This is a genomic window from Pseudoxanthomonas sp. F37 (assembly GCF_022965755.1).
Classification (GTDB): Bacteria; Pseudomonadota; Gammaproteobacteria; order Xanthomonadales; family Xanthomonadaceae; genus Pseudoxanthomonas_A.
In genome coordinates this window covers 845,685-866,422 of record NZ_CP095187.1, presented here as the reverse complement: position 1 = coordinate 866,422, position 20,738 = coordinate 845,685, and the positions used below count along the sequence as shown (strand labels likewise).

Genomic DNA, 20,738 nt, shown 5'->3' with positions numbered 1-20,738 from the left:
GCCACCGGAGTGTCCCGCATGAAACAGGCCAAGCGCTGGAAGTCCCTGCCCGTCGACCAGACCCGCCGCTACCTGGAGCCGGGCCCGGTGGTCCTGCTGAGCACCGCCCACCGCGGCGAGCGCGCGATCATGACGCTGGGCTGGCACATGATGCTGGGCTACGACCTGGTGGGCACGTACATCTGGGATGCCAACCGCAGCCATGCCCTGGCCCGGGCCAGCCGGGAGTGCGTGATCAACCTGCCGACCGAGGACCTGCTGGACACGGTGGTGCGCATCAGCAACTGCAGCAGCACCGAGCAGGACAAGTTCGAGCGCTTCGGCCTGACGCCGCTGTCCTCGCGCGAAGTCGGGGCACCGCGGATCGCCGAATGCCACGCGCAGTTCGAGTGCCGCCTGCACGAAACGCGCATCACCGCCGACTACCCCCTGTTCGTGTGGCGCGTGGTGGCGGCGCATGTCGCCCCCTCGCCGCGCATCCCGCGCACGGTGCACTACCGAGGCGACGGCCGCTTCATGATCGCCGGCCGCGAGGTCTCCCCGGCGCCGGCTGTTCCGGCCGGACATGCTGGAGCAGTGAGCGTCAGCGCTTGCGCGTGGCCACGCGCTGCCTGCCTTCGCGGATCTCGAAGGTGAACGCATAGGCCAGGGACACCGGCACCACGCGCGCCTGCACGCGCTCGCCGGCGCAGCCGTCGCCGTTCCAGTCGCGGTCGCGGCTCGCCGCGTCCGGATAGTCGCAGAACATGGCCGGCTCGAACGTCCATCCCGCCACCGCGGAAAGCGCGGCATCGCGCAGCGAAGGCTGCGATGCGCCATCAGCGCAGCCCGCCTGCCGAAGGGGGGCGACCCGCGTCGCCTTGCCTTCGGCATCCACCACGAAGGATACGCACAGGGTGAGGGGCGGCAGTTCGCGTGGCATGCCCGCGGCAGGGAATGCAGGGCCGGCCATCTGGATCGGCACCGGGTAGACGAAGGCCTGGTGCGGCGCCATCTGGTAGTGCCCGGCCGATTGGGGCAACAGCAGGCGCTGATCGACCTGTTCGACGCGATGCGCGCAGCCGGCGGCCGTGCACGCCACCATGGCGCAGGCGACGATCCGCATGGGGACGCCGCGATATCCCGGACCTCGCATACGCCTCACCCCGCAGGCTGCCCGGCCGCGGCGGGAACGTCGCCACCGTCTTCGGCGTGGCCGCCATCGATGTCGTATCGGATCGGCACGCGCACCCATCCTTCCACCGGCACGCCATTCTCCATCGGTGGGTCGAAGGTCCATCGCTGCGCCGCCGCCAGCGACGCGGCGTCGAACAGGCCGGCAGGCACCGATTCCTCCACGACGGCTTCGCGGACGCGGCCATCGGGCCCCACCCTGAGCTTCAGCACGACGTGGCCGCTCTGGCCGAGCGCCTTCGCCTCCTGCGGGTAGGCCGGCGCGGGCTGCTTCGGCAGGCTGGCGGCATCCGGGCCCGGTGCGCCATCGTGCCGGCTGACGACCATCGACAGCGCGAAGGTCGAGCCACCCTCCGGCGCGGTCGCTTCGATGCGCATCGGCTGGTCGAGCGCGCCGATCAGCACCGGCGCCGACAGCGGCCTGCCGTCCACGCTGATATCGCCGACCAGTTTCACCTGTCCGGGCTGCGCCGGATCGACGGTCAGCTCGATGCGCCAGACGCGCCCGGCCCGGGTGGTCGTTGCAAAGCCCACCTTCCGTCCCGGCCAGTCGCGCAGCGCGAAGTCCTGGCGCTCGCCATCGACCTCGAGCGCAGCGCCGATGCGGTAGTGGAAGTCGTGCACGGCCTGCGCCTGCGCTGCAGGTTGGGCGGCCCATGCCGCCATACCGGTGCCGGCGACCGTCGACATGACCAGTGCGGCCGCCGCGAACCGGCGGGCGCGGCTGTGCAAGGGGTGCTTGAGCATGGCGATTCTCTCCTTGAGCGGGTGTCGGTACGTCCAATGGCAGCCCGCGGGAAGCGGGGTGCCGGCCAGGTGCGCCTTCAGCATCGCCTCGCCGTATCGGCGGCGTTCACCGGGATGACGCGCGATGACGGCCGCATCGCAGGCGAATTCCTGGTCCAGGCGATGCAGGCGCGCGGCCAGGTGCATCAGCGGGTTGAACCAGAACAGGCTGCGCAGCAGTGCGGCAAGCAGGTTGCCGATCAGGTCGCCGCGTTGGATGTGCAGGCGCTCGTGGCACAGCACCAGGGCGCGCTCCGCGTCCGTATAGCGGGTGTGGAAATCGGCCGGCACCACGATCCGTGGCCGCAGTACGCCGTAGGCGGCCGGTAGCCCCTCGCACGTGCGCGCATGCAGCACGTCCGGCGCGGCCGGCGCCAGTGGGCCCAGTCCACGGACGAAGCGGCGCTGCTGCAGGACCAGCCGGCCCGCGGTGAAGATGGCGCCCGCGCACCAGGACCAGAAGAGCCACGAGGACCATGGAGCCAGCGGCTTCGCCTCGCCAGCGGCCGCGAGGGGCACCGGCGGCAGCACGGCGACCAGCGGCAGCGCCCACTGCGTTTCAGCCTGGCGTCCCGGCAACAGGATGGCCACGCAAACCAGCGGCACGCAGAGCCACACCGCGTGCGCAGCGGCGGCACCGAGATGTCGGCGCAGCGGTACGCGCAGGGTCATCACCAACAGGATCGCCAGCGTGCTGGCCAGCGTCGCCTCGAGCAGGGCCACCATCGCGTCACTGACCATCGTCGAGCTCCGCGATCAGGCGCTTGAGTTCTGCGATATCGGCCGGCGAGAGCCTGCGTCGCTCGCTGAAGTGGGCCACCAGCGGCGCAACGCGTCCTCCGAACAGCCGGTCCACCACTCCCGCACTCTGCTCCGCCAGCCAGGCGTCACGGCTGAGGACGGGGGAATACAGGTAACGCCGCCCGTCCTTTTCCGCCCGGATCGCGCCCTTGTTGAGCAGGCGGTTGAGTAGCGTCTTGACGGTCGGCTCCGCCCATTCGGCCCGCCCCGCCAGGGCCGCGACCACGTCCTCGGCGCTGGCGGGATGGCGTCCCCACAGCACCTCCATCACCACGGCTTCGGCATCGCTGATCGACATGCGTTTACACCTGTAATTTTTATTGATTACATGCGTAAACGAATCCTCTGTCAAGCCCTATCGCTCCGCCGTTCGTCGGCAGATCATCCCGCTTCGCCTAAGCTGCGCCCATGAACCCTGACCACCTCACCGACCTCGACGAAGCCGTCGACCTGATCCTGGCCCGCACCTGCGGCCCGCTGCGCATCGGCGCGCCGCTGGGCATCGGCAAGCCGCACCGGCTGCTCAATGCGCTGTACGCGCGCGGCGTGGCGGATCCTTCGCGTCCCTGGTCGCTTTACACCGCGCTCTCGCTCGATCCGCCCACCGCCGGGCGGGGACTGGAAGGGCGCTTCGTGAAGCCCTTCGCCGCGCGGCATTTCGGCGACGACTTTCCCCGCCTGGACTACGTGCAGGCGATGAAACGCGATGCCATGCCCGCGCACATGGAAGTGGAGGAGTTCTACATGCAGGGCGGCGCCCTGCTGCGATCCACCACGGCGCAGCGCCTGTACGCCAGCCTCAACTACACGCACGTGCCGCGCGCGCTGGCCGACCGTGCCCTCAATGTCATCGTGCAGAAGGTCGCGCGCGAGCCCGGCGGCACCCGGCTGTCGTTCTCGTGCAACAACGACCTCACCCAGGACACGGTCGATGCGCATCTCGCACGCGGACTGGCACGGCCGCTGCTGGTGGCCGAAGTCGATCCGCAGTTGCCCTGGATGGGAGGCACGGCGGCCGTCGAGGACACCTACTTCGACATCGTCGTGAGCCCGCAAGGCCCCTATCCGCAGCTGTTCGGGCTGCCGCGCCAGCCGGTGTCGGACGTCGACTTCGCCATCGGGCTGTATGCCAGCGCGCTGGTGCGCGACGGCGGCACGCTGCAGATCGGCATCGGTGCGCTGGCCGATGCGCTGTGCCACGCGCTGGTGCTGCGCCACACCGACAACGCCACCTACCGGCGCGTGCTGGCGGCGCTGGATCCGGAGCTGGAGCGGCACCCCGCCGTGCTCGCCAGCGGCGGACTGGACCCCTTCGCCATCGGCCTGTACGGCTGCAGCGAGATGGTCAACGAGGGGTTCAAGCGGCTGGTGGAAACCGGCGTGATCCGGCGCAAGGTGGTGGATGACGAGGCCCTGATGCGGCGCATCGCCGACGGCACCGCCAACCTCGGCGACCAGGCCCGGCTGGAGCGCGACGGCGAGTACCTGCATGGCGCGTTCTACCTGGGATCGCCCGCGTTCTACCAGTGGCTGCGCGAGTTGCCGGACGCCCAGCGTCGCGCCATCGGCATGCGCCGCATCAGCATGATCAACGAACTGCAGCGCGGGTGCGAAACCTTGGCGCGCCTGCAGCGCCACGACGCGCGCTTCTTCAACTCCTGCATGATGGTCACGGCACTGGGCGCGGCGGTGTCCGACGGCCTGGAGGACGGGCGCGTGGTGTCGGGCGTGGGCGGGCAGTACAACTTCGTGGACATGTCCAACGCGCTGGACAACGCACGCAGCGCGCTGATGTTCCGCACGGTGCGCGAGGATGCCGGCGCGGCGGAGTCGAACGTGCGCTGGAATTACGGCCACACCACCATCCCCCGTCACCTGCGCGACCTGTACGTCAACGAGTACGGCATCGCCGACCTGCGCGGCAGGAACGACGAGGACTGCATCATCGCGATGGGCGGCATTACCGATGCGCGCTTCCAGCAGGCGCTGGTGCGACAGGCGCAGCGCGCGGGCAAGCTGCGTGCCGGCTTCCATGCGCCCGGCCACTGGACCGACAACACGCCCGTCCACCTGTCGGCGCGCCTGCGCGCGTTCCGCCATGACGGCACCCTGCCCGACTACCCGCTGGGCAGCGATTTCACCGACGTGGAGCAGCGCATCGTCAAGGCGCTGGGCTGGCTGAAGGCGAATACCGCCACGCCGTGGAAGAAGATCGGCACCGTGCTGCACGCACTGGGTGCCAAATCGGACGATGCCGAGGCGATGGAACGGATGGGGCTTTCATCGCCCGCGACCTTGGGCGAACGCCTCGAGGCGAAGCTGCTGGCGCTCGGCCTGCGCCAGACGCGGTAACGGGCGCCGCACGCGCTCCGCATCCCGTCATCCGGCAAAAAACAAAGGGCGCGCCGAGGCGCGCCCTTTGCTGTCCAGGCAAGGTTCACTTCAGAGCGACTTCGCCGCCTCGACCACCGCCTCGACGGTAATGCCGAAGTGCTGGTACAGCGCATCGGCCGGGGCGGAGGCGCCGAACGTGGACATGCCGATCACCGCGCCGTCCAGGCCCACGTACTTGCGCCAGAAGTCGCGGGTGGCCGCTTCCACCGCCACGCGCCTGCGCACGGCGTTCGGCAGCACGGATTCGCGGTAGGCCGCGTCCTGGCGGTCGAACACGTCGGTCGACGGCATCGACACCACGCGCGTCTTCAGCCCCTGCGCGTCCAGCGCGGCCTTGGCCTGCGTGGCCAGTCCCACTTCCGAACCGGTCGCGATCAGGATGACGTCCGGCGTGCCGTCGGCATCGGCCAGCACGTAGCCGCCGCGCGCGATGTCGCCCACCTGCGCGGTGGTGCGCGGCTGGTGCGGCAGGTTCTGGCGCGAGAACACCAGGCAGCTCGGGCCGTCCTGGCGGATGATCGCCTGCTTCCATGCGACCGCCGACTCCACTGCGTCGCAGGGGCGCCACACATCGTTGTTCGGGATGTAGCGCAGCGAGGCCAGGTGCTCGACCGGCTGGTGCGTGGGGCCGTCCTCACCCAGGCCGATGGAGTCGTGGGTGTACACGTGGATGGCGTGGGCCGGGATAAGCGCGCTCATGCGCACGCCGTTGCGCGCGTAGTCGCTGAACACCAGGAAGGTGGCGTCGAACGGCACGAAGCCGCCATGCAGCGCCAGGCCGTTGGCGATGGCGGTCATGCCGAACTCGCGCACGCCGTAGTACACGTAGTTGGCGTTCGGATCGGTGGTGGAGACCGACTTGCTGGCCTTCCACAGCGTCAGGTTGGAGTGCGCCAGGTCGGCCGAGCCGCCCACCAGTTCCGGCAGCAGCGGCGCGAAGGCTTCGATGGCGTTCTGCGAGGCCTTGCGCGAGGCGATCACCGGGCCTTCGGCCTGCACCTTGGCGATGTAGGCATCGGCCTGCGCGGCGAAGTCGGCGGGCAGTTCGCCGGATGCGCGGCGCTTCAGCTCCGCGGCCTGCTCCGGGTACTGGGCGGCGTAGGCGTCGAGCCGCGCGTTCCACTCGGCTTCCAGCGCCTTGCCGGCCTCGGCCTTGTTCCAGCCGGCGTAGATGTCGGCGGGCACTTCGAACGGACCGTACGGCCATGCCAGCGCGGCGCGGGTGGCCTCCAGCTCGTCCTTGCCCAGCGGTGCGCCGTGGCTGGATTCCTTGCCGGCCTTGTTCGGCGAACCGAAGCCGATGGTGGTGCGGCAGCAGATCAGCGTGGGCTTATCGGCGGTCTTCAGCGCGGTGTCGATGGCGGTCCTGATCTCGACCGGGTCGTGACCGTTGACGTTGCGCACCACCTGCCAGCCATAGGCCTCGAAGCGGGCCGGCGTGTCGTCGGTGAACCAGCCGTCGGTGTTGCCGTCGATGGAGATCTTGTTGTCGTCCCAGAAGCACACCAGCTTGCCCAGGCCCCAGGTGCCGGCGAGCGAGGCGGCCTCGTGCGACACGCCTTCCATCAGGCAGCCGTCGCCCATGAACACGAAGGTACGGTGGTCGATGAGGTCGTGGCCTTCGCGGTTGAAGCGCTGCGCCAGCAGCTTCTCGGCCAACGCGAAGCCGACCGCGTTGGCGAAGCCCTGGCCGAGCGGGCCGGTGGTGGTTTCCACGCCCGGGGTCTCGTGGCGTTCCGGATGGCCGGCGGTCTTGCTGTGCAGCTGGCGGAAGTTCTTCAGTTCCTGCAGCGGCAGGTCGTAGCCGGCCAGGTGCAGCAGCGCGTAATGCAGCATCGAGCCGTGGCCGTTGGACAGGACGAAGCGGTCGCGGTTGAACCAGTGCGGGTTCGACGGACTGTGGCGGTAGTAGTCGTTCCACAGCACTTCGGCGATGTCGGCCATGCCCATGGGCATGCCGGGGTGGCCGGAATTGGCGGCCTGGACCGCGTCGGCGGCGAGGAAACGGATGGCGTTGGCGAGCTGGCGGCGGGTGGGCGTCGTCATGGGAGTCGGAGCGGAGGGGGCGGCGCCCGGCGGGCTGCGGGCGGCCCATTGTCCCACCCCCCGCCCGCGCTGTCGCGGTTGCGGGGCGCTTTCCGGGGTGTTAGCCGGTCTGGCCCGGCAACTTCACGTCGCCACGTTCGCCCTTGGCGACCAGCGTGGCCAGGGTCAGGTCGCCGGTGACGTTCAGCGTGGTCCGGCACATGTCCAGGAAGTGGTTCACGCCCAGGATCAGGCCGATGCCGATGGGGTTCACCCCGACCATCGCGCAGATCAGCGCCACCACCGGCAGCGAACCGGACGGCACGCCGGCCGTGCCGATGCCGCCGAGGATGCACACCAGCATCACCATGAACTGCTGCCCCAGCGACAGGTCCACGCCGAAGAACTGGGCCAGGAAGATCACCGTCACGCCCTCGAACAGCGCGGTGCCGTTCTGGTTGGCGGTGGCGCCCACGGTCAGCACGAAGCGCGACACGGTGCGCGGCAGGCCCAGCTTTTCGTCGGCCACGCGCAGGGCGGTGGGCAGGGTGGCGTTGCTGGACGCGGTGGAGAACGCCATCACCATCGCCTCCTGCGCGCCGCGGAAGAAGCGCAGCGGCGAGTAGCCGGCCAGCTTCAGCGCCACCGAGTAGCTGACCAGCAGGTGCAGGCCCAGCGCCAGCACCACCACGCCGACGTAGGCGCCCAGCCGCACCAGCAGGTCGAAGCCGAAGATCGCCGCCAGGTTGAACATGAAGCAGGCCACGGCGTAAGGCGCCAGGCGGATCACCAGGCCGATCAGCGTCATCGAGATCTCGAACACGCCCTCGATGCCGCGCTTCAGGATGCCGGTATTCTCCGACGGGGTCAGCACCAGGCCGATGCCGAACATCACCGCGAAGAACATCAGCGACAGGATGGCGGCGTTGCTGGAGGCTGCGCCGATCACGTTGTCCGGCACGATGGACAGCAGCATGTCCATGCCGGTCGGCTGGCTGCCGACGCTGGCGACGATTTCCTTGGTGCGCTCGGCGTTCTCGGCGATGAGCTGCTGCGCCAGTGCGGGATCCACGCCCACGCCCGGCTTCAGCAGGTTGACCAGCAGCAGGCCCAGCAGCACCGCCACCGCCGACAGCAGCACGGTGTAGGCCAGCGTCTTCCAGCCGATGCGGCCGAGTGCGCGGATGTCGCCCATCTCGGCGATGCCGCAGACCAGCGCGGAGAACAGCAGCGGCACGATCAGCATGAAGATCAGGTTGAGGAAGATCTTGCTGAAGGGCGTGGTGACGTACTTGGTGACGTCCTGCACCCAGCCCGCGTCGCCCTGGCCGGTGGCATGCACGATGAGGCCGACGATCAGGCCGACGCCGAAGCCGATGGCCATCTTCCAGTGCAGCGGGAGTCTGGCGCGGGTGGCGGGCGTGGCGTCGGTCATCGGCGGGTCCTGCAAGGGCAAAGTCCGGAGCTTAGCAAACCGGCCAGGACGCCCCGTCGATACGCGACGGGCCTGGCCGGACTGGCTGCGATGGCATCGCCGCCATGGCCAAGGGAATGACGAACGTCCGCCCGGTTTCCCTCATCGCGGGTACAACGGAGGCAGGGGCTCTTCCACTTCGCCCGGCTCCGCTGCCTGCCATCGCGGCCCGCCACGGAAGGCTTCGCGCAACGCCGCCCGCGCCTGTGCGGCATCGCCGCCGGCCCAGCGCGCGCGGCGCAGCAGCTCCACCGCCGTGCGCTGCGAAGACGAAGCGAGCCGGCGGTGCAGATCGTCGAGATCGGCGGCGGCCGGGCGCGCCATGCCACGCAGCACGTCCTCGATGTCGTCCAGCCCGCCCGCATCCAGCGCGCGCTTGAGGTCGGCCGCAGTGTGGGTGGCGGGCGCGATGGCCGGTGCGCCGGCGCTGGCTCGCACGCGAGTGCGAGGAGCCGGCGAGGCCCCTGCACGCCGTGTCAGTCCCCACAGCAACGTGGTCAACCACAGCAAGGCGAAGCCCGCGGCCAGCCACGGCCACAGGTGGGGCGGGACGCGCCGTTCGCCCCCCAGCAGGATGTCGTCGCCGGCGCCCCCGGACGGGGTGGCCGCGGCGCCCGCTGCGCCCGCGAAGGGCATGGACGACGGCGCCCCGGTCCCGACCACCACCGGCAAGGTCAGGTCGGGCAAGGTCGCGCGCCGCGCCGCGCCGGCGCGCACGTCCCACCACGCCATGGCCGTACCCGGGACCACCAGCGTGCCCGCCTGCGAGGGCACGACCGAATAGCGGCGCGTCAGGGTCACCTGCGGCGTACCGCCGGCGAAGCGCTCGTCGAACTGCGGCGGTTCGGCGAAGACCTGCGCGCCGGGAATCGAGGGGGCCGGAAGTTCCGGCAACTGCGCCTGGGTCGCGCCGACGACCGTGGTCTCGACGGTGAGCGTACCCGCTTCGCCGGTACGCAACTGCTGCGGCACGGCGGTGTAGCGCATCCGCAGATCGCGCACCGGCAACCAGGGCTGCGGCGCGCCCGCCGGCTGCGCACGCACCTGCAGCGTGCGCGGCGCACCGGTGATGTCGACCACGCGGCTGTTGCCGCCCAGTAGATCGTCCATCCAGCCACCGGCGCCGCGCCCTTGGAAGCGCGCGCCCGGCAGGGTCAGCGCACCGCTGCGCTCGGGCACCAGCAGGAAGCGGCGCTCGGCCGTGCTGTAGCGCCGTCCGTCGATCTCGCGGCTGGACTGCACGATTTCGCCCACGCGCTGCAACAGCGCGCCATCGGGCGGATCCAGATCGAGCTGCCCCGACACCAGGGGGGTCGCGTAGTACAGCCGCACGGTGACGCCGACCGACTGCTGCACATAGGGGTTCGGGTCGTCCACCTCGGTTTCGACGAACACCAGGCCGTTGGCGGCCGCACGAGCGGTCGCCGTGGCGCCCACTTCCAGGGTCAGCGGGGCGGTGCGCTCGCTGCCCACCTGCAGCGCGGGGATCGCCAGGGTGCCCGCGCGCCGCGGACGCAGGGTCAGAGAGAACGTGGTGCTGGCGCTCATGCGCCCGTTCACCAGCCGCACGCTGCGGCTGTCGGACTGGCCTTCCACTTCGAAATCGCGCAGCAGCGGCGTGAGGTCCGGGGTGGCGGACACCGCATCGGTTTCCACGTTGAGCGTGACCGCCTGGCCGAGCGTGACCTGCGGCTGCTCCAGCCAGGCCCGCGTCGCGGCGAGCAGCGACACGGGCCAGGTCAGCAGCACGGCCAACAGGATGCAGATGCGGTACTTCATTGCCCTTCCTTCTGCCGGCGTTCGTGTTCGAGCCGGAACTTCACCTTGAGCAGCGCGCCGGGTTCGTCCGGCACGCGTTTGAGCCAGGCGTCGACGGCCTGCCGGCGCTCGCGCTGTTCCGCGGTTTCGCCCTGCACGGCCGGCGCATCCTGTGGCGTCTTGCCGGTGCGCTGCCCGTCCTGTCCGCCCATGGCGGCACGCATGCGTTCGCGTTGCGCGGCATCGGCGGCGGCCTGCGCTGCGGGATCGGGCGACGGCTTGGGCGGCGCAGGTTGCGGCGGCGTGCCCTTGCCCGCCTGCGCCTGGCCAGGCTTGCCCGAGGGCGACGTCGATGCGTCGTGCGGCGACGGCTTCTGTTGCTTTCCGGCCTTGTCTGCGTCGGCGGCATCACCCTTTGCGCCCGACGACGCCTGGCCGTTGCCGCCCTGCTGTCCGGGCTTGCCCTGCCCGTCATCGGCTGAAGGCGGACGCTTGCGCGCGGCATCGACGGTGGCGCGATTGGCGATGGCGTCCGCCATGCCCGGCTGCAGGCGCAGCGCGCGATCGTAGGCGGCCACGGCATCGTCGTAGCGCTGCTGCTTGGCCAGCGCATTGCCCAGGTTGTACTGGCCCACGGCGGTGTCGATGCCGGCGAACGCCTTTTCGGCGGCCGGATAGTCGCCCTTGCGATACGCATCGGCGCCCTCTTCGAGGCGCGCATGCGTGGCCTGGTCGCTGCGCTGCCACCAGTCCACGCCGGCGGCGCGCGCGGGCGCGGACATCGGCAGCCACAGCGCTGCCGCCAGCACCAGCGCCGCGCCGCGGCGGAACCACAGCAACGCGAGCGCCATCAGGGGGACCAGCAACCAGTAGCCTTCGTCGCGCCACGCCTTGCCGCCGCCGGGCGTCGCCGATGCGCCCACCGTCTCCAGCGCGGGCGCTGCGACGCCGAGCGCGGCGAGATCGCCATGGTCGGTCTTGGCCGGTTGGTAACGTCCACCGCCGGCCGTGGCCAACGCGCGCAGCGATGACGCATCCAGCGCCGCATGGCCTATCGTGCCGTCGCTGCCGCGATAGGCCGCGCCGGTCGAGGTGCCCAGCCCGAGCACGGACACGGCGTATCCTTTCGCGCGCGCACCCGAGGCCGCCCTGGAGGCGTCGCTGTCCGCGCGATCGGTGAACACCAGGATGTCCCCGTTGCGGAAATCCGCCTGCGACAGCAGGCGCGCCGCCCAGGCGATGCCGCGACCAGCCCGCTGGCCATCCACGGGCATGATCTCCGGCGACAACTCGTCGAGATAGAGCTGGATGTTGGCCGCGTCGTCGGTCAGTGGCGCGACCGTGAATGCATCGTCTGCATACACCACCAGCGCCACCGGACTGCCCGCGCGCGCCTCGAGCAGACGCGCCAGCTTCGCCCGCACCTGCAGCAGGCGCGATGGCGGAAGGTCCGGCGTCGTGATCCGGCTGGACAGGTCCAGCACGACCACCAGCGGCCGCTGGGCCTGCCACAGCGGCTGGTCGGCCTGTCGCCAGCTGGGGCCCGCCAATGCAAGCACGGCCAGCACGTACGCCAGCGTGGCCGCGACCAGACCGGTACGGGCCCGCGCGCCGCCACGCACCAGCAGGTGCGGCAGCAGGTGCCCGTCCACATGGTCCCGCCAGGCGTTGTCGCGGCGGTGGCGCACGCGCCACCACGCACCCAGCAAGGGCAGCGCCAGCAGCGCCCACAGCCATTCCGGCCGCAGGAAATGGAGCGCCGGCCAGAAGGCGCTCATGCGCGCCTCCGTGGCAGCAGGAAAGCCAGCAGTGCGACCGCCCATGCGCCGGCCAGGGGCCAGGCATACCGCTCCACCCTCGGACGCACGGCCTTGCCGGGCTGCTCCACCGGTTCCAGGCGGTCGAGTTCGGCATAGATGCCGGCCAGTTCGTTGGTATCGCGCGCGCGGTAGAAGCGCCCCCCGGTCTGTGCAGCGACATCGCGCAGGGTCGCCTCGTCGATGTCCTCCGGCGAACTGGCCGGCATCGGCAGGGGAATACCGAACAGGCTCATCGCACCGTCGCTGCCGAAGGCGATGGTATGGATGCGCACGCGCTCCTCCTTGGCCAGTTCGGCCGCCTTCCGCGGCGTCAGCACGCCCGCGGAGTTCACCCCATCGGTGAGCAGGATCAGCACACGCTGGCCTTCCTGCTGGGTGCGCAGCCGGCGCACCGCCAGGGCGATGGCGTCGCCGATCGCGGTCTCGCGTCCGGCCAGCCCGGCCACCGCATCGCGCAGCTGCTCGCGCACCGTCTGCAGGTCGCGCGTCAGCGGTGTCATCGCGTAGGCGCGCTGGCCGAACACCAGCAGGCCCACGCGGTCGCCTTCGCGGCGATCGAGGAAGTCGGCCAGCACGGCCTTCGCCGCCGTCAGCCGGTCCACCACCGCGCCGCCCAGTTCCATGTCGGGCTCGGTCATGCTGCCGGACAGGTCGACGGCCAGCATCAGGTCGCGCCCGCTCGCCGGCGGCGTGACGGCTTCGCCGAACTGCTGCGGCCGGGCCACGGCGGCGCACAGCAGGAACCACACCAGCCAGGCCAGGACGGCGCCACGCCCCGGCAGGCCGCGTCCACCTTGCGTGGCGATCGCCCGCACGGCATTGCCGTAGGGCACCCTCAGCGCGTCGGCCTGCGCGCGGCGCGGGGGCAAGGCCCATCGCACCAGCCACGGCAACGGGAACGCCAGCCACGCCCACGGCCAGGCGAAGCCTGCGTAGCCGTCCTGCAGCCACTGCAATGCTGGCAGCGACAGGCTCATCGCTTCGCCGCCATCAGGTCGAGGAAACGCACGCGCGCCACCGCGAGCGCAGCCTCCAGTTCGGACCGCTCGACGGTGCGGCGATAGCCGCCATCCAGCAGCAGCCGCCCCGGCCCTTCGCTGAAGGCGCGCCCCTGCTCGCCGTCGAGGAACTGCAGCCAGGCCTCGCCTTCCAGCCGGTCGGCCCCGGGCGAAGCGCGGCGCGCGGCACGCCGCAACAGCTCCGACGCGGCAGCCACCTGCTCTGCAGGCGCCCGCCCCTGCGGCACGGCATCGAACCAGCGCTGCCAGCGTTGCAGGCGGCGATGGCGATGCCAGCGCCAGACCACCACGCCCAGCACCACCAGCGCGATGAGGCCCGCAAGCAGCCACCATCCCGGCGCCGGCGGCCACCACGAGGGCGCCGGCGGTACCTGCACGTCGCGCAACACCAGCGTGTCCGGCGCCATGCTCAGGCCACCTGCGATTGCGCCCGGCCCAGCGCGACCAGCCAGGCGTCGCTGGCGGCACCGGTGGACAGCGTGCGCACCTGTACGCCGCGCGATGGCAGGCGGTCCAGGGCGCGCGCCAGAGGCGCCTGGAATTCGCCCTGCCACGCATCGCGTTGTGCCGGGCTGGCGAGGTCGAGTTCGATGCGCCGATCGCCTGCCGCGAAGGGGAGCTGCCGCGAAGGCGGATCGGTTTCCAGCGGATCGGTCAGCAGCAGCACGACCACGTCATGGTGGGCCGCCAGCGCGGTCCAGCGGGTGTCCGGGATGCCGGCCACGCTGTGCGGCTCGGCCAGCACCAGCAGGCGTGAACCGGGGCGCAGCAGGCGCGCGGCATGATCGAGGGCGAACGCCAGTCCCAGATCGTCCGCGGGCGGTCGCGCATACCACCGCACCAGCGCATCCAGCACGCGCAGCGCGCCGCGGGGCCCCGATGCCGGCGGGACCGGCGCTTCCGAGGCGCTGCCGCGCAGGATCGCCAGACGGTCGCCGTCGCGTACCGCCTGCCATGCGGCCACCGCGCCGGCGCGCGCGGCCTGCACCGACTTGAAGCGCACGCGGGTGCCGAAGTACAGCAGCGGCGACGTGTCGGCGACGATCAGCGTCAGCCGCTCGCGTTCGGCCTGGAAGAGCTTGGTATGCGTGCGTCCGCTGCGGGCGGTCAGGCGCCAGTCGATGTGGCGCACATCGTCGCCGGCCACGTATTCGCGCGACTCGGCATACTCCATGCCGCGCCCGCGCAGCGATGACGCGGAAGGGCCGGCCACGGAATGCCGGCCTCGTCGCGCGGGAGGCCGTCGCTGCGCGCTCGCACGCAACGCGATCAGTTCCTGCAGGGTGGGGACGATGCCGTCGCTCATGGAAGTCGGGACACGGGACGCCCGCTCAGGGCAGGGGCACCACGTCCAGCAACGCCTTCACCAGGCGGTCGCCGTCCCAGCCTTCCGCCGTGGCCTCGTAGCTGGGCAGTACGCGGTGGCGGAGCACATCCGGCGCGATGGCGCGGATATCGTCCGGGGTGACGTAGTCGCGGCCCGCCAGCCACGCGCGGGCGCGCGCGCAGCGCTCCAGCGCGATCGATCCGCGCGGGCTGGCGCCCCAGGCGATCCGCCGGGCCAACGTGGCGTCGTAACGCGTCGCATCGCGCGAGGCGAGCACCAGCTCGATCAGGTAACGCTCCAGCGCCGGCGCCAGGTGCAGGTCCAGCACCTGTGCGCGCGCCCGGAACACGTCCTCCAGCGGCATGCGTTCGACCGCCATGGACGGGGGCTGCATCTGCTCGCGCGCACGATCGCGCGCCAGCCGCAGGATGTCGGCTTCCGCGGCCGCCTCCGGGTAGCCGATCTTCACGTGCATGAGGAAGCGGTCCAGCTGGGCTTCCGGCAACGGGAACGTGCCCTCCTGCTCGATGGGATTCTGCGTGGCCATCACCAGGAACAGCGCCGGAAGCGGATAGGTGTGCCGGCCCACCGTCACCTGGCGCTCGCCCATCGCCTCGAGCAGCGCCGACTGCACCTTGGCCGGCGCGCGATTGATCTCGTCGGCCAGCAGCAGGGGGTGGAAGATCGGCCCGGCCTGGAATTCGAACCGTCCTTCCTGGGGCCGCCAGACCTCGGTGCCGGTGAGGTCGGCCGGCAACAGGTCCGGCGTGAACTGGACGCGCGCGAAATCGGCCTGCAGCCGCGAGGCCAGTGCACGGATGGCGGTGGTCTTGGCCAGGCCGGGCGCGCCCTCCACCAGCAGGTGGCCGTCCGCCAGCAGAGCGATCAGCAGGCGTTCGACCAGCGCGGCCTGGCCCACGATGGTCTGCGACAGATCCTCGCGCAGACGCGTGAACGCCTCATGCAGGCGGGCCTGCGACAGGCCGGATTGCGCAGGGTTGCCGGTGGGGATGGAATCCATGGATGCAGCCGGAATCGACGGGAAGGTGGATTCTGACCTACCCCGGGGTGGAAGGTTCACGCCTCGGGCGCGCGTGCATGCCGGATTCAGCCTGGAGTCGTGCAAAGAAAAAGGGCCCGTGGGGGCCCTTTTTCCGACAAGAAGACAGCGGCCTCAGCGGCGTTCGGCCACGCGCAGCACCTTCGGGGTGACGAAGATCAGCAGCTCGGCCTTTTCCTTGCTGCGACCCTTCTTCTTGAACAGGTTGCCCAGGAAGGGGATGTCGCCCAGGAACGGCACCTTGGCCACGCTGGCGCGGTCGCTGAACTCGTACACGCCACCGATCACCACGGTCTGGCCGTCTTCGATCAGCACGGCGGTGTTGATCTCGCGGCGGGCGAGTTCGGGGACGGAACCGAACTGTCCAAGGTCGACGAACTGGGTCACTTCGTCCTTCTTGACGTTGAGGTTCAGGAAGACACGGTTGTCGTCGGTGATGGTGGGCAGCACTTTCAACTCGAGCAGGGCTTCCTTGAACTGCACGGTCGGCACCGCGGCATTGCCACCGCTGGCGGAACCGGTGACGGTCAGGTAACCCACTTCACGACCCTGCTTGATCACGGCTTCACGCTGGTTGGTGGTCACCAGGCGCGGGTTGGAGATCACCTCGCCACGACCTTCTTCCTGCAGGGCCGACAGCTCGAGGTCGAGGTTGAAGTTACGCCCCAGGAGCGTATACGCGATGCTCGCGGCCGGGTTGGTGATGAAGCCGCTGGCGGGCAGGTTGACGTTCATGTGGTCGGGCAGGACCCGTTCATCGCCGTTCACCTGGTCGACGACGCCTTCGATATTGCCGTTGAGGTACTGGCCACGGTCACCGACGCGCGTGCCCGAGATGCCGAAACGCGCGCCAAGGTCGCGGGCAAACGTGTCCGTGGCAATGACGATGCGACCTTCGATGATCACCTGATCGACCGGGCGGTCGATCACTGCGATCAGCTCGCGCATCTGCGCGATCTTCTTGGGGATATCGCTGATCATCAGCGTGTTGGTGCGCTCGTCGGCCACCAGGCGTCCACGCTGCGACAGGAAGCCGTTCTCGTTCTGGTTGCTGCCCGTGCCGCCGCCACCGCCGCTGTTGCCGACGCCCTTGGCCTCGGTCAGCGCCTTGAAGATCGCGCTGGCGGAGTGGTAGTTGATCTGCACGTAGTCGGTGATGAGGTCCTCGCGGTTCTCGATGGCGATGCGCGCGTCTTCCTTGTCCTGCTCGAACTTGGCCAGTTCGGGCTGCGGCGCGACCCATACCACGGCACCGTCGCGCCGCTTGTCCAGGCCCTTGGCGCGCAGCACGATGTCCAGCGCCTGGTCCCACGGCACGTTGACCAGGCGCAGGGTGACGTTGCCCTGCACGGTGTCGGAGGCGACGATGTTGAGGTTGGACTCCTCGGCGATCAGCTGCAGCACGGTGCGCACCGGCACGTCCTGGAAGTTGAACGTGACCGGTCGGCCGCTGTAGCGGCGGGCTTCGCTGGCGATCTTCTGCGCGGCGGCCACCACGGCCGACGAGCTGGTGCCTGCCGTGGCGCTCGCGCCGCCCACGGCCTTCTGGCCGGCCCGGGGCACGATCTCCACGACATATTCGTTGCCCGACTGGTAGGCCAGGGATTCGAAGTCGCCGCGCGTGCTGAGCACCAGCTGCGTGCCGCCGGCCCGGGACTGCGCTTCGACGCGCTGGACCGGGGTGGCGAAATCCACCACGTTCAGCGGCCGCTGCAGGGATGCCGGCAACGCGGCGTTGCCCACGTCCACGACCACGGTGTCGCCCTGGTTGCGGAGGTCGGGCGTGGCGCCCTGGCCGTCGAACCTGACGATCAGCCGGCCGGCGCCGTCCTCACCGCGCCGGAAGTCGATGTTGGACACCGACACTGCCTGGGCCGCCGTGGCGGCGACCGGAGTGGCGGATGCCTGCTGGCCCGGGGGCGTGGCGCCGGCGGCGCTGGCAGCGGCCAGCAGGCCGATGGCCCATCCCAGAGAGCAGACCCGGAGGGTGGCCAGGCGCCGGGACGGCCGCAGGCGGTAGGCGTTCGAAGCGGTCATCGTGTATCCCCCAATCATTGATCTTCAAGCGCGATCGACGCCGGCCGTTCCAGCCAGCCACCCGCGCCATCCGGCACTAGTTCGACAAGTTCCAAGCCATCTTCGCGGACCGAGGTGACCCGGCCATCGCTCTGCCCCAGGTAGTTCCCCGGACGTACCCGGTAGGTGACCTTGTCGGGCCCCATCACCAGCGCCACCAGCCCCGCGCCCTTGCCGATCGTGCCGACCATGTCCAGGCTGTCCAGCGGGTACTGTTCGAGCGTCTCCTTGCGCCGGTCCGGATCGGGGCGCAGGCCGCCGCCCTCGGCATTGTTCCAGGCGTCGCTGAACGGGTCGCGCAGCGTCTGCGCGGCGTACTCGAAGGTTTCGAACTGCTGCATCACCGGCAGCGGATCCAGCGGCGGCGCGGGGCGTGCCCTCACGTCCGCGACCCAGCTTTCCAGATTCGGGGCGTCGCCCGGCGTGCTGGTGATGCCGCGGGCGCAGCCGCCCACCATCACCAGCGCGCACAGGACCAGCCAACGCGCGTCACTGCGGATCATGGTGCTCCCCCTGCGGCGGGTGCCGGCGCCGCCTGACCGTTGGCGGCCGCGGCGGCGGCTTCCTGGTCGGCGACTTCCTTTTCATCCAGGTAACGATAGGTCTTCACCGTGCCCGACAGTTCCAGCGCGCCGCGGCTCACGCCGCCCTTGCCTTCCTTCGGCTTCAGCGAGATGTCGTGCATGGTCAGAATCACCACGCGCGGCAGCGAGGCCACGCCGCTGACGAAGGCGCCGAACTGGTGGTAGTTGCCCACCATGCGCAGCTGGATCGGCTTTTCGGCGTAGAACTCCTTCAGCGTTTCCGGCTCGGGCTGGAACAGCTCGTTGGCCAGCCCGCTGGAAAGCGCGGTCTGCGAGATGTCGATGATCAGGTCCGGCATCTCGGTCTTGCTGGGCAGCTGGCGCAGCATCTGCTGCAGCACCTGCTCCATCTGCGCCAGCTGCTGCTTGAGCGGTTCGAGGTTGGCGGCCTTGGCCTGTTCCTTCTCGAAATCCTGGCGCAGGCGCACCTCTTCCCCTTCCAGCGATTCCAGCGTCTCGGTCTTCCCCTTGATGAAGAGGAAGTAGGCGAAGGCGAGGATGAACAGCGCGAGGATCACCGAGAAGCCGATCTTCGCGTTCTGCGGCCACGCGCCGATGTTGTTGATGTCCAGGTTCTTGAGCGATGTCTTTTTCTGGCTCATGAGGCGCTCCCGGTGGCCGGGGGAGTGTTACCGGCCGGCGCGGCTGGCGGCGGTGTCGCCGGGGCCGGTGCCGGCGTCGACGGCGTTGCGGGCGGCGGGGTGGCCGGCGCCGCCGGCTGCCCCTCCAGCGGGGCCGCGGGCGCGGCGCCGGCGGGAGCGTTGCCGGCGGCGGCCGTTTCCGCTTCCTGCTCGGCGGTCGGGTTCGCCAGGCGGACCGTCAGCTTGAACACGTAGGGCAGCGCGCGGCTGGCGCCGGTGTTGGTGAGGGTCTTCACCTCTTCCGGCTTGGATTCGATGATCGACAGCTCGGGCTTGGTCATCCAGCCGGAGGTCTCCAGGTTGCGCATGTAGCTGCTGACGCGCGCGTTGGACTGGGCCCGGCCCTCGAGGGTCAGGACTTCGCCGTCCTGCTTGATGTTGCCCAGCATCACCCCGTCGGGGATGGTGCGCACCAGCGAATCGAACAGGTGCACCATCTGCGAACGGTTGGCCTGCAGCTTCTCGATCACGTCCTTGCGCGCCAGCAGGCGTCGCTTCTGCTCGTCGAGGCGCTCGATTTCCTTGTTCTGCGCCTGGACCTTGGCGATCTCGGCCTTCAGGAACTCGTTGCGCTGGGTCTGGCCGGCCACCTGGCGGTCGTAGTGGAACCACAGCAGGAACGACAGCAACAGGCCGGCCACGGCGGCGGCGGCCAGCATCACGTAGAACTCGCGCTGCCGCTGGACGCGACGCTCGGCGCGCCACGGGAGTAGGTTGATTCTTGCCATCAGTCGAAGCTCCTCAAAGCCAGGCCGGTGGCGATCATCAGCGCGGGAGCGTCCTGCGCCAGCGCATGCGCCTGCACGCGCGGGCCCAGGGTCATCTGCGCGAGCGGGTTGGCGACGACGGTGGGCACGCCCAGTTGCTCCTCCACCATCTCCGGCAGGCCGGGCAACGCCGCGCAACCACCCGCCAGGACGATCTGGTCGACGCGGTTGAACTCGCTGCCGGCGTAGAAGAACTGCAGCAGGCGGCTGATCTGCTGGACGGTGGCTTCCTTGAAGGGCTCGAGCACTTCGACTTCGTAGCTTTCGGGCAGGCCGCCCTGGCGCTTGGCCAGGCCCGCTTCCTCGTAGGTCAGCCCGTACCGGCGCATCACCTCGTCGGTCAGCTGCTTGCCGCCGAACACCTGTTCGCGGCTGTAGAGGCTGCGGCCGCGGCGCAGGACGTTCAGCGTGGTCATCGTCGCGCCGATGTCGACCAGCGCGACCACGCCGTCCTGCGGCACCGGCAGGTCGCTGGCCATCAGGGCGAAGGCGTTTTCCACCGCAAAGGCTTCCACGTCCATGACGCGCGCGGTCAGGCCGCCCAGTTCGAGGGCCGACTGGCGCAGTTCGACGTTCTCCGAACGCGACGCCGCCAGCAGCACCTGCACCATCTCCGGGTTGTTGGGCATGGGGCCCAGCACCTCGAAGTCGATGTTCACTTCCTCGATGGGGTACGGAATGTAGTTGACGGCTTCCAGTTCGACCTGCGCTTCCAGGTCGTTCTCGTCCAGGTCGGCCGGCATGGGGATGATCTTGGTGATCACCGCGGACCCGGCGACGGCCGCCGCCGCGTACTTGGCCTTGGTGCCGGCACGGTTCACCGCGCGGCGGATGGCTTCGCCGACCGCCTCGACCTCGACGATGTTCTTCTCGACCACGGCGTTGGGCGGCAGCGGCTCGACGGCGTAGTGCTCAACCCTGAAACGGTTGCCCACGCGCGAGAGCTGCAGCAGCTTTACCGCAGTCGAACTGATGTCGACGCCGATCAGCGGCGACTGGCTTTTTGGGATTAGCCCCACGGTCTTTCCCCTTC

The 20,738-nt window shown here is 70.1% G+C and carries 17 protein-coding genes and 1 pseudogene; 2 read left to right on the top strand and 16 right to left on the bottom strand.

What is annotated here, in order from left to right:
• Nucleotides 1-18: 18 nt before the first annotated feature.
• Nucleotides 19-580 (top strand): annotated as a pseudogene (locus MUU77_RS03950) (flavin reductase family protein).
• Between the two features lie 3 nt (nucleotides 581-583).
• On the opposite strand, the gene MUU77_RS03945 reads toward MUU77_RS03950, so the two are convergent.
• Genes MUU77_RS03945 through MUU77_RS03935 form a run of 3 tightly spaced genes read right to left on the bottom strand, consistent with a single transcriptional unit; the run spans nucleotide 584 to nucleotide 3,058 of the window.
• Entirely contained in the window at nucleotides 584-1,105 is a 522-nt protein-coding gene (locus MUU77_RS03945; protein ID WP_245091829.1) for an energy transducer TonB, read from the bottom strand.
• Between the two features lie 35 nt (nucleotides 1,106-1,140).
• Entirely contained in the window at nucleotides 1,141-2,700 is a 1,560-nt protein-coding gene (locus MUU77_RS03940; RefSeq protein ID WP_245091826.1) for a TonB family protein, read from the bottom strand.
• Complete coding sequence (locus MUU77_RS03935; protein WP_245091824.1) at nucleotides 2,690-3,058, bottom strand: BlaI/MecI/CopY family transcriptional regulator; 369 nt, start codon at nucleotides 3,056-3,058, stop codon at nucleotides 2,690-2,692. The genes MUU77_RS03940 and MUU77_RS03935 overlap by 11 nt, the downstream gene beginning before the upstream one ends.
• Before the next feature lie 110 nt (nucleotides 3,059-3,168).
• Here MUU77_RS03935 and MUU77_RS03930 point away from each other — a divergent pair, with 110 nt between their 5' ends.
• Nucleotides 3,169-5,112, top strand: a complete 1,944-nt coding sequence (locus MUU77_RS03930) for an acetyl-CoA hydrolase/transferase C-terminal domain-containing protein (RefSeq protein ID WP_245091821.1) — start codon at nucleotides 3,169-3,171, stop codon at nucleotides 5,110-5,112.
• Nucleotides 5,113-5,202: 90 nt separating this feature from the next.
• Here MUU77_RS03930 and tkt read toward each other — a convergent pair whose 3' ends face one another.
• The 13 genes from tkt to MUU77_RS03865 all read right to left on the bottom strand — a co-directional run bounded on the left by tkt (nucleotide 5,203) and on the right by MUU77_RS03865 (nucleotide 20,724).
• Nucleotides 5,203-7,200, bottom strand: coding sequence for a transketolase (gene tkt, locus MUU77_RS03925; RefSeq protein WP_245091819.1), 1,998 nt, complete (start codon nucleotides 7,198-7,200; stop codon nucleotides 5,203-5,205).
• Nucleotides 7,201-7,300: 100 nt separating this feature from the next.
• Nucleotides 7,301-8,614 carry a dicarboxylate/amino acid:cation symporter gene (locus MUU77_RS03920; protein ID WP_245091817.1) on the bottom strand — a complete coding sequence of 438 codons (1,314 nt, stop codon included), beginning with the start codon at nucleotides 8,612-8,614 and terminating at the stop codon, nucleotides 7,301-7,303.
• Nucleotides 8,615-8,755: 141 nt separating this feature from the next.
• The gene (locus MUU77_RS03915; protein ID WP_245091815.1) at nucleotides 8,756-10,432 is read right to left on the bottom strand and encodes a BatD family protein; all 1,677 of its coding nucleotides are present in this window, start codon (nucleotides 10,430-10,432) and stop codon (nucleotides 8,756-8,758) included.
• Nucleotides 10,429-12,189 (bottom strand): VWA domain-containing protein, encoded by a 1,761-nt coding sequence (locus MUU77_RS03910; protein WP_245091813.1) that lies wholly within the window; start codon nucleotides 12,187-12,189, stop codon nucleotides 10,429-10,431. The genes MUU77_RS03915 and MUU77_RS03910 overlap by 4 nt, the downstream gene beginning before the upstream one ends.
• Nucleotides 12,186-13,208: a VWA domain-containing protein gene (locus tag MUU77_RS03905; protein ID WP_245091810.1), complete on the bottom strand. Its 1,023-nt coding sequence runs from the start codon at nucleotides 13,206-13,208 to the stop codon at nucleotides 12,186-12,188. The genes MUU77_RS03910 and MUU77_RS03905 overlap by 4 nt, the downstream gene beginning before the upstream one ends.
• Nucleotides 13,205-13,657: a DUF4381 domain-containing protein gene (locus tag MUU77_RS03900; RefSeq protein ID WP_245091808.1), complete on the bottom strand. Its 453-nt coding sequence runs from the start codon at nucleotides 13,655-13,657 to the stop codon at nucleotides 13,205-13,207. Before MUU77_RS03900 ends, MUU77_RS03905 begins: the two co-directional genes overlap by 4 nt.
• Nucleotides 13,658-13,659: 2 nt before the next feature.
• Nucleotides 13,660-14,556 carry a DUF58 domain-containing protein gene (locus MUU77_RS03895; RefSeq protein WP_245091805.1) on the bottom strand — a complete coding sequence of 299 codons (897 nt, stop codon included), beginning with the start codon at nucleotides 14,554-14,556 and terminating at the stop codon, nucleotides 13,660-13,662.
• 25 nt (nucleotides 14,557-14,581) lie between these two features.
• Entirely contained in the window at nucleotides 14,582-15,598 is a 1,017-nt protein-coding gene (locus MUU77_RS03890) for a MoxR family ATPase (protein ID WP_245091803.1), read from the bottom strand.
• A gap of 153 nt (nucleotides 15,599-15,751) precedes the next feature.
• Nucleotides 15,752-17,674, bottom strand: a complete 1,923-nt coding sequence (locus MUU77_RS03885; protein ID WP_245091801.1) for a type IV pilus secretin PilQ family protein — start codon at nucleotides 17,672-17,674, stop codon at nucleotides 15,752-15,754.
• A 14-nt stretch (nucleotides 17,675-17,688) separates the two neighbouring features.
• On the bottom strand, nucleotides 17,689-18,216 hold the full coding sequence (locus MUU77_RS03880; protein ID WP_245091799.1) for a pilus assembly protein PilP: 528 nt from the start codon (nucleotides 18,214-18,216) through the stop codon (nucleotides 17,689-17,691).
• Entirely contained in the window at nucleotides 18,213-18,899 is a 687-nt protein-coding gene (gene pilO / locus MUU77_RS03875) for a type 4a pilus biogenesis protein PilO (RefSeq protein ID WP_245091797.1), read from the bottom strand. The genes MUU77_RS03880 and pilO overlap by 4 nt, the downstream gene beginning before the upstream one ends.
• The gene (locus MUU77_RS03870; RefSeq protein WP_245091794.1) at nucleotides 18,896-19,666 is read right to left on the bottom strand and encodes a PilN domain-containing protein; all 771 of its coding nucleotides are present in this window, start codon (nucleotides 19,664-19,666) and stop codon (nucleotides 18,896-18,898) included. The genes pilO and MUU77_RS03870 overlap by 4 nt, the downstream gene beginning before the upstream one ends.
• Entirely contained in the window at nucleotides 19,666-20,724 is a 1,059-nt protein-coding gene (locus MUU77_RS03865; RefSeq protein WP_162108769.1) for a pilus assembly protein PilM, read from the bottom strand. The genes MUU77_RS03870 and MUU77_RS03865 overlap by 1 nt, the downstream gene beginning before the upstream one ends.
• Between the last annotated feature and the right edge of the window lie 14 nt (nucleotides 20,725-20,738).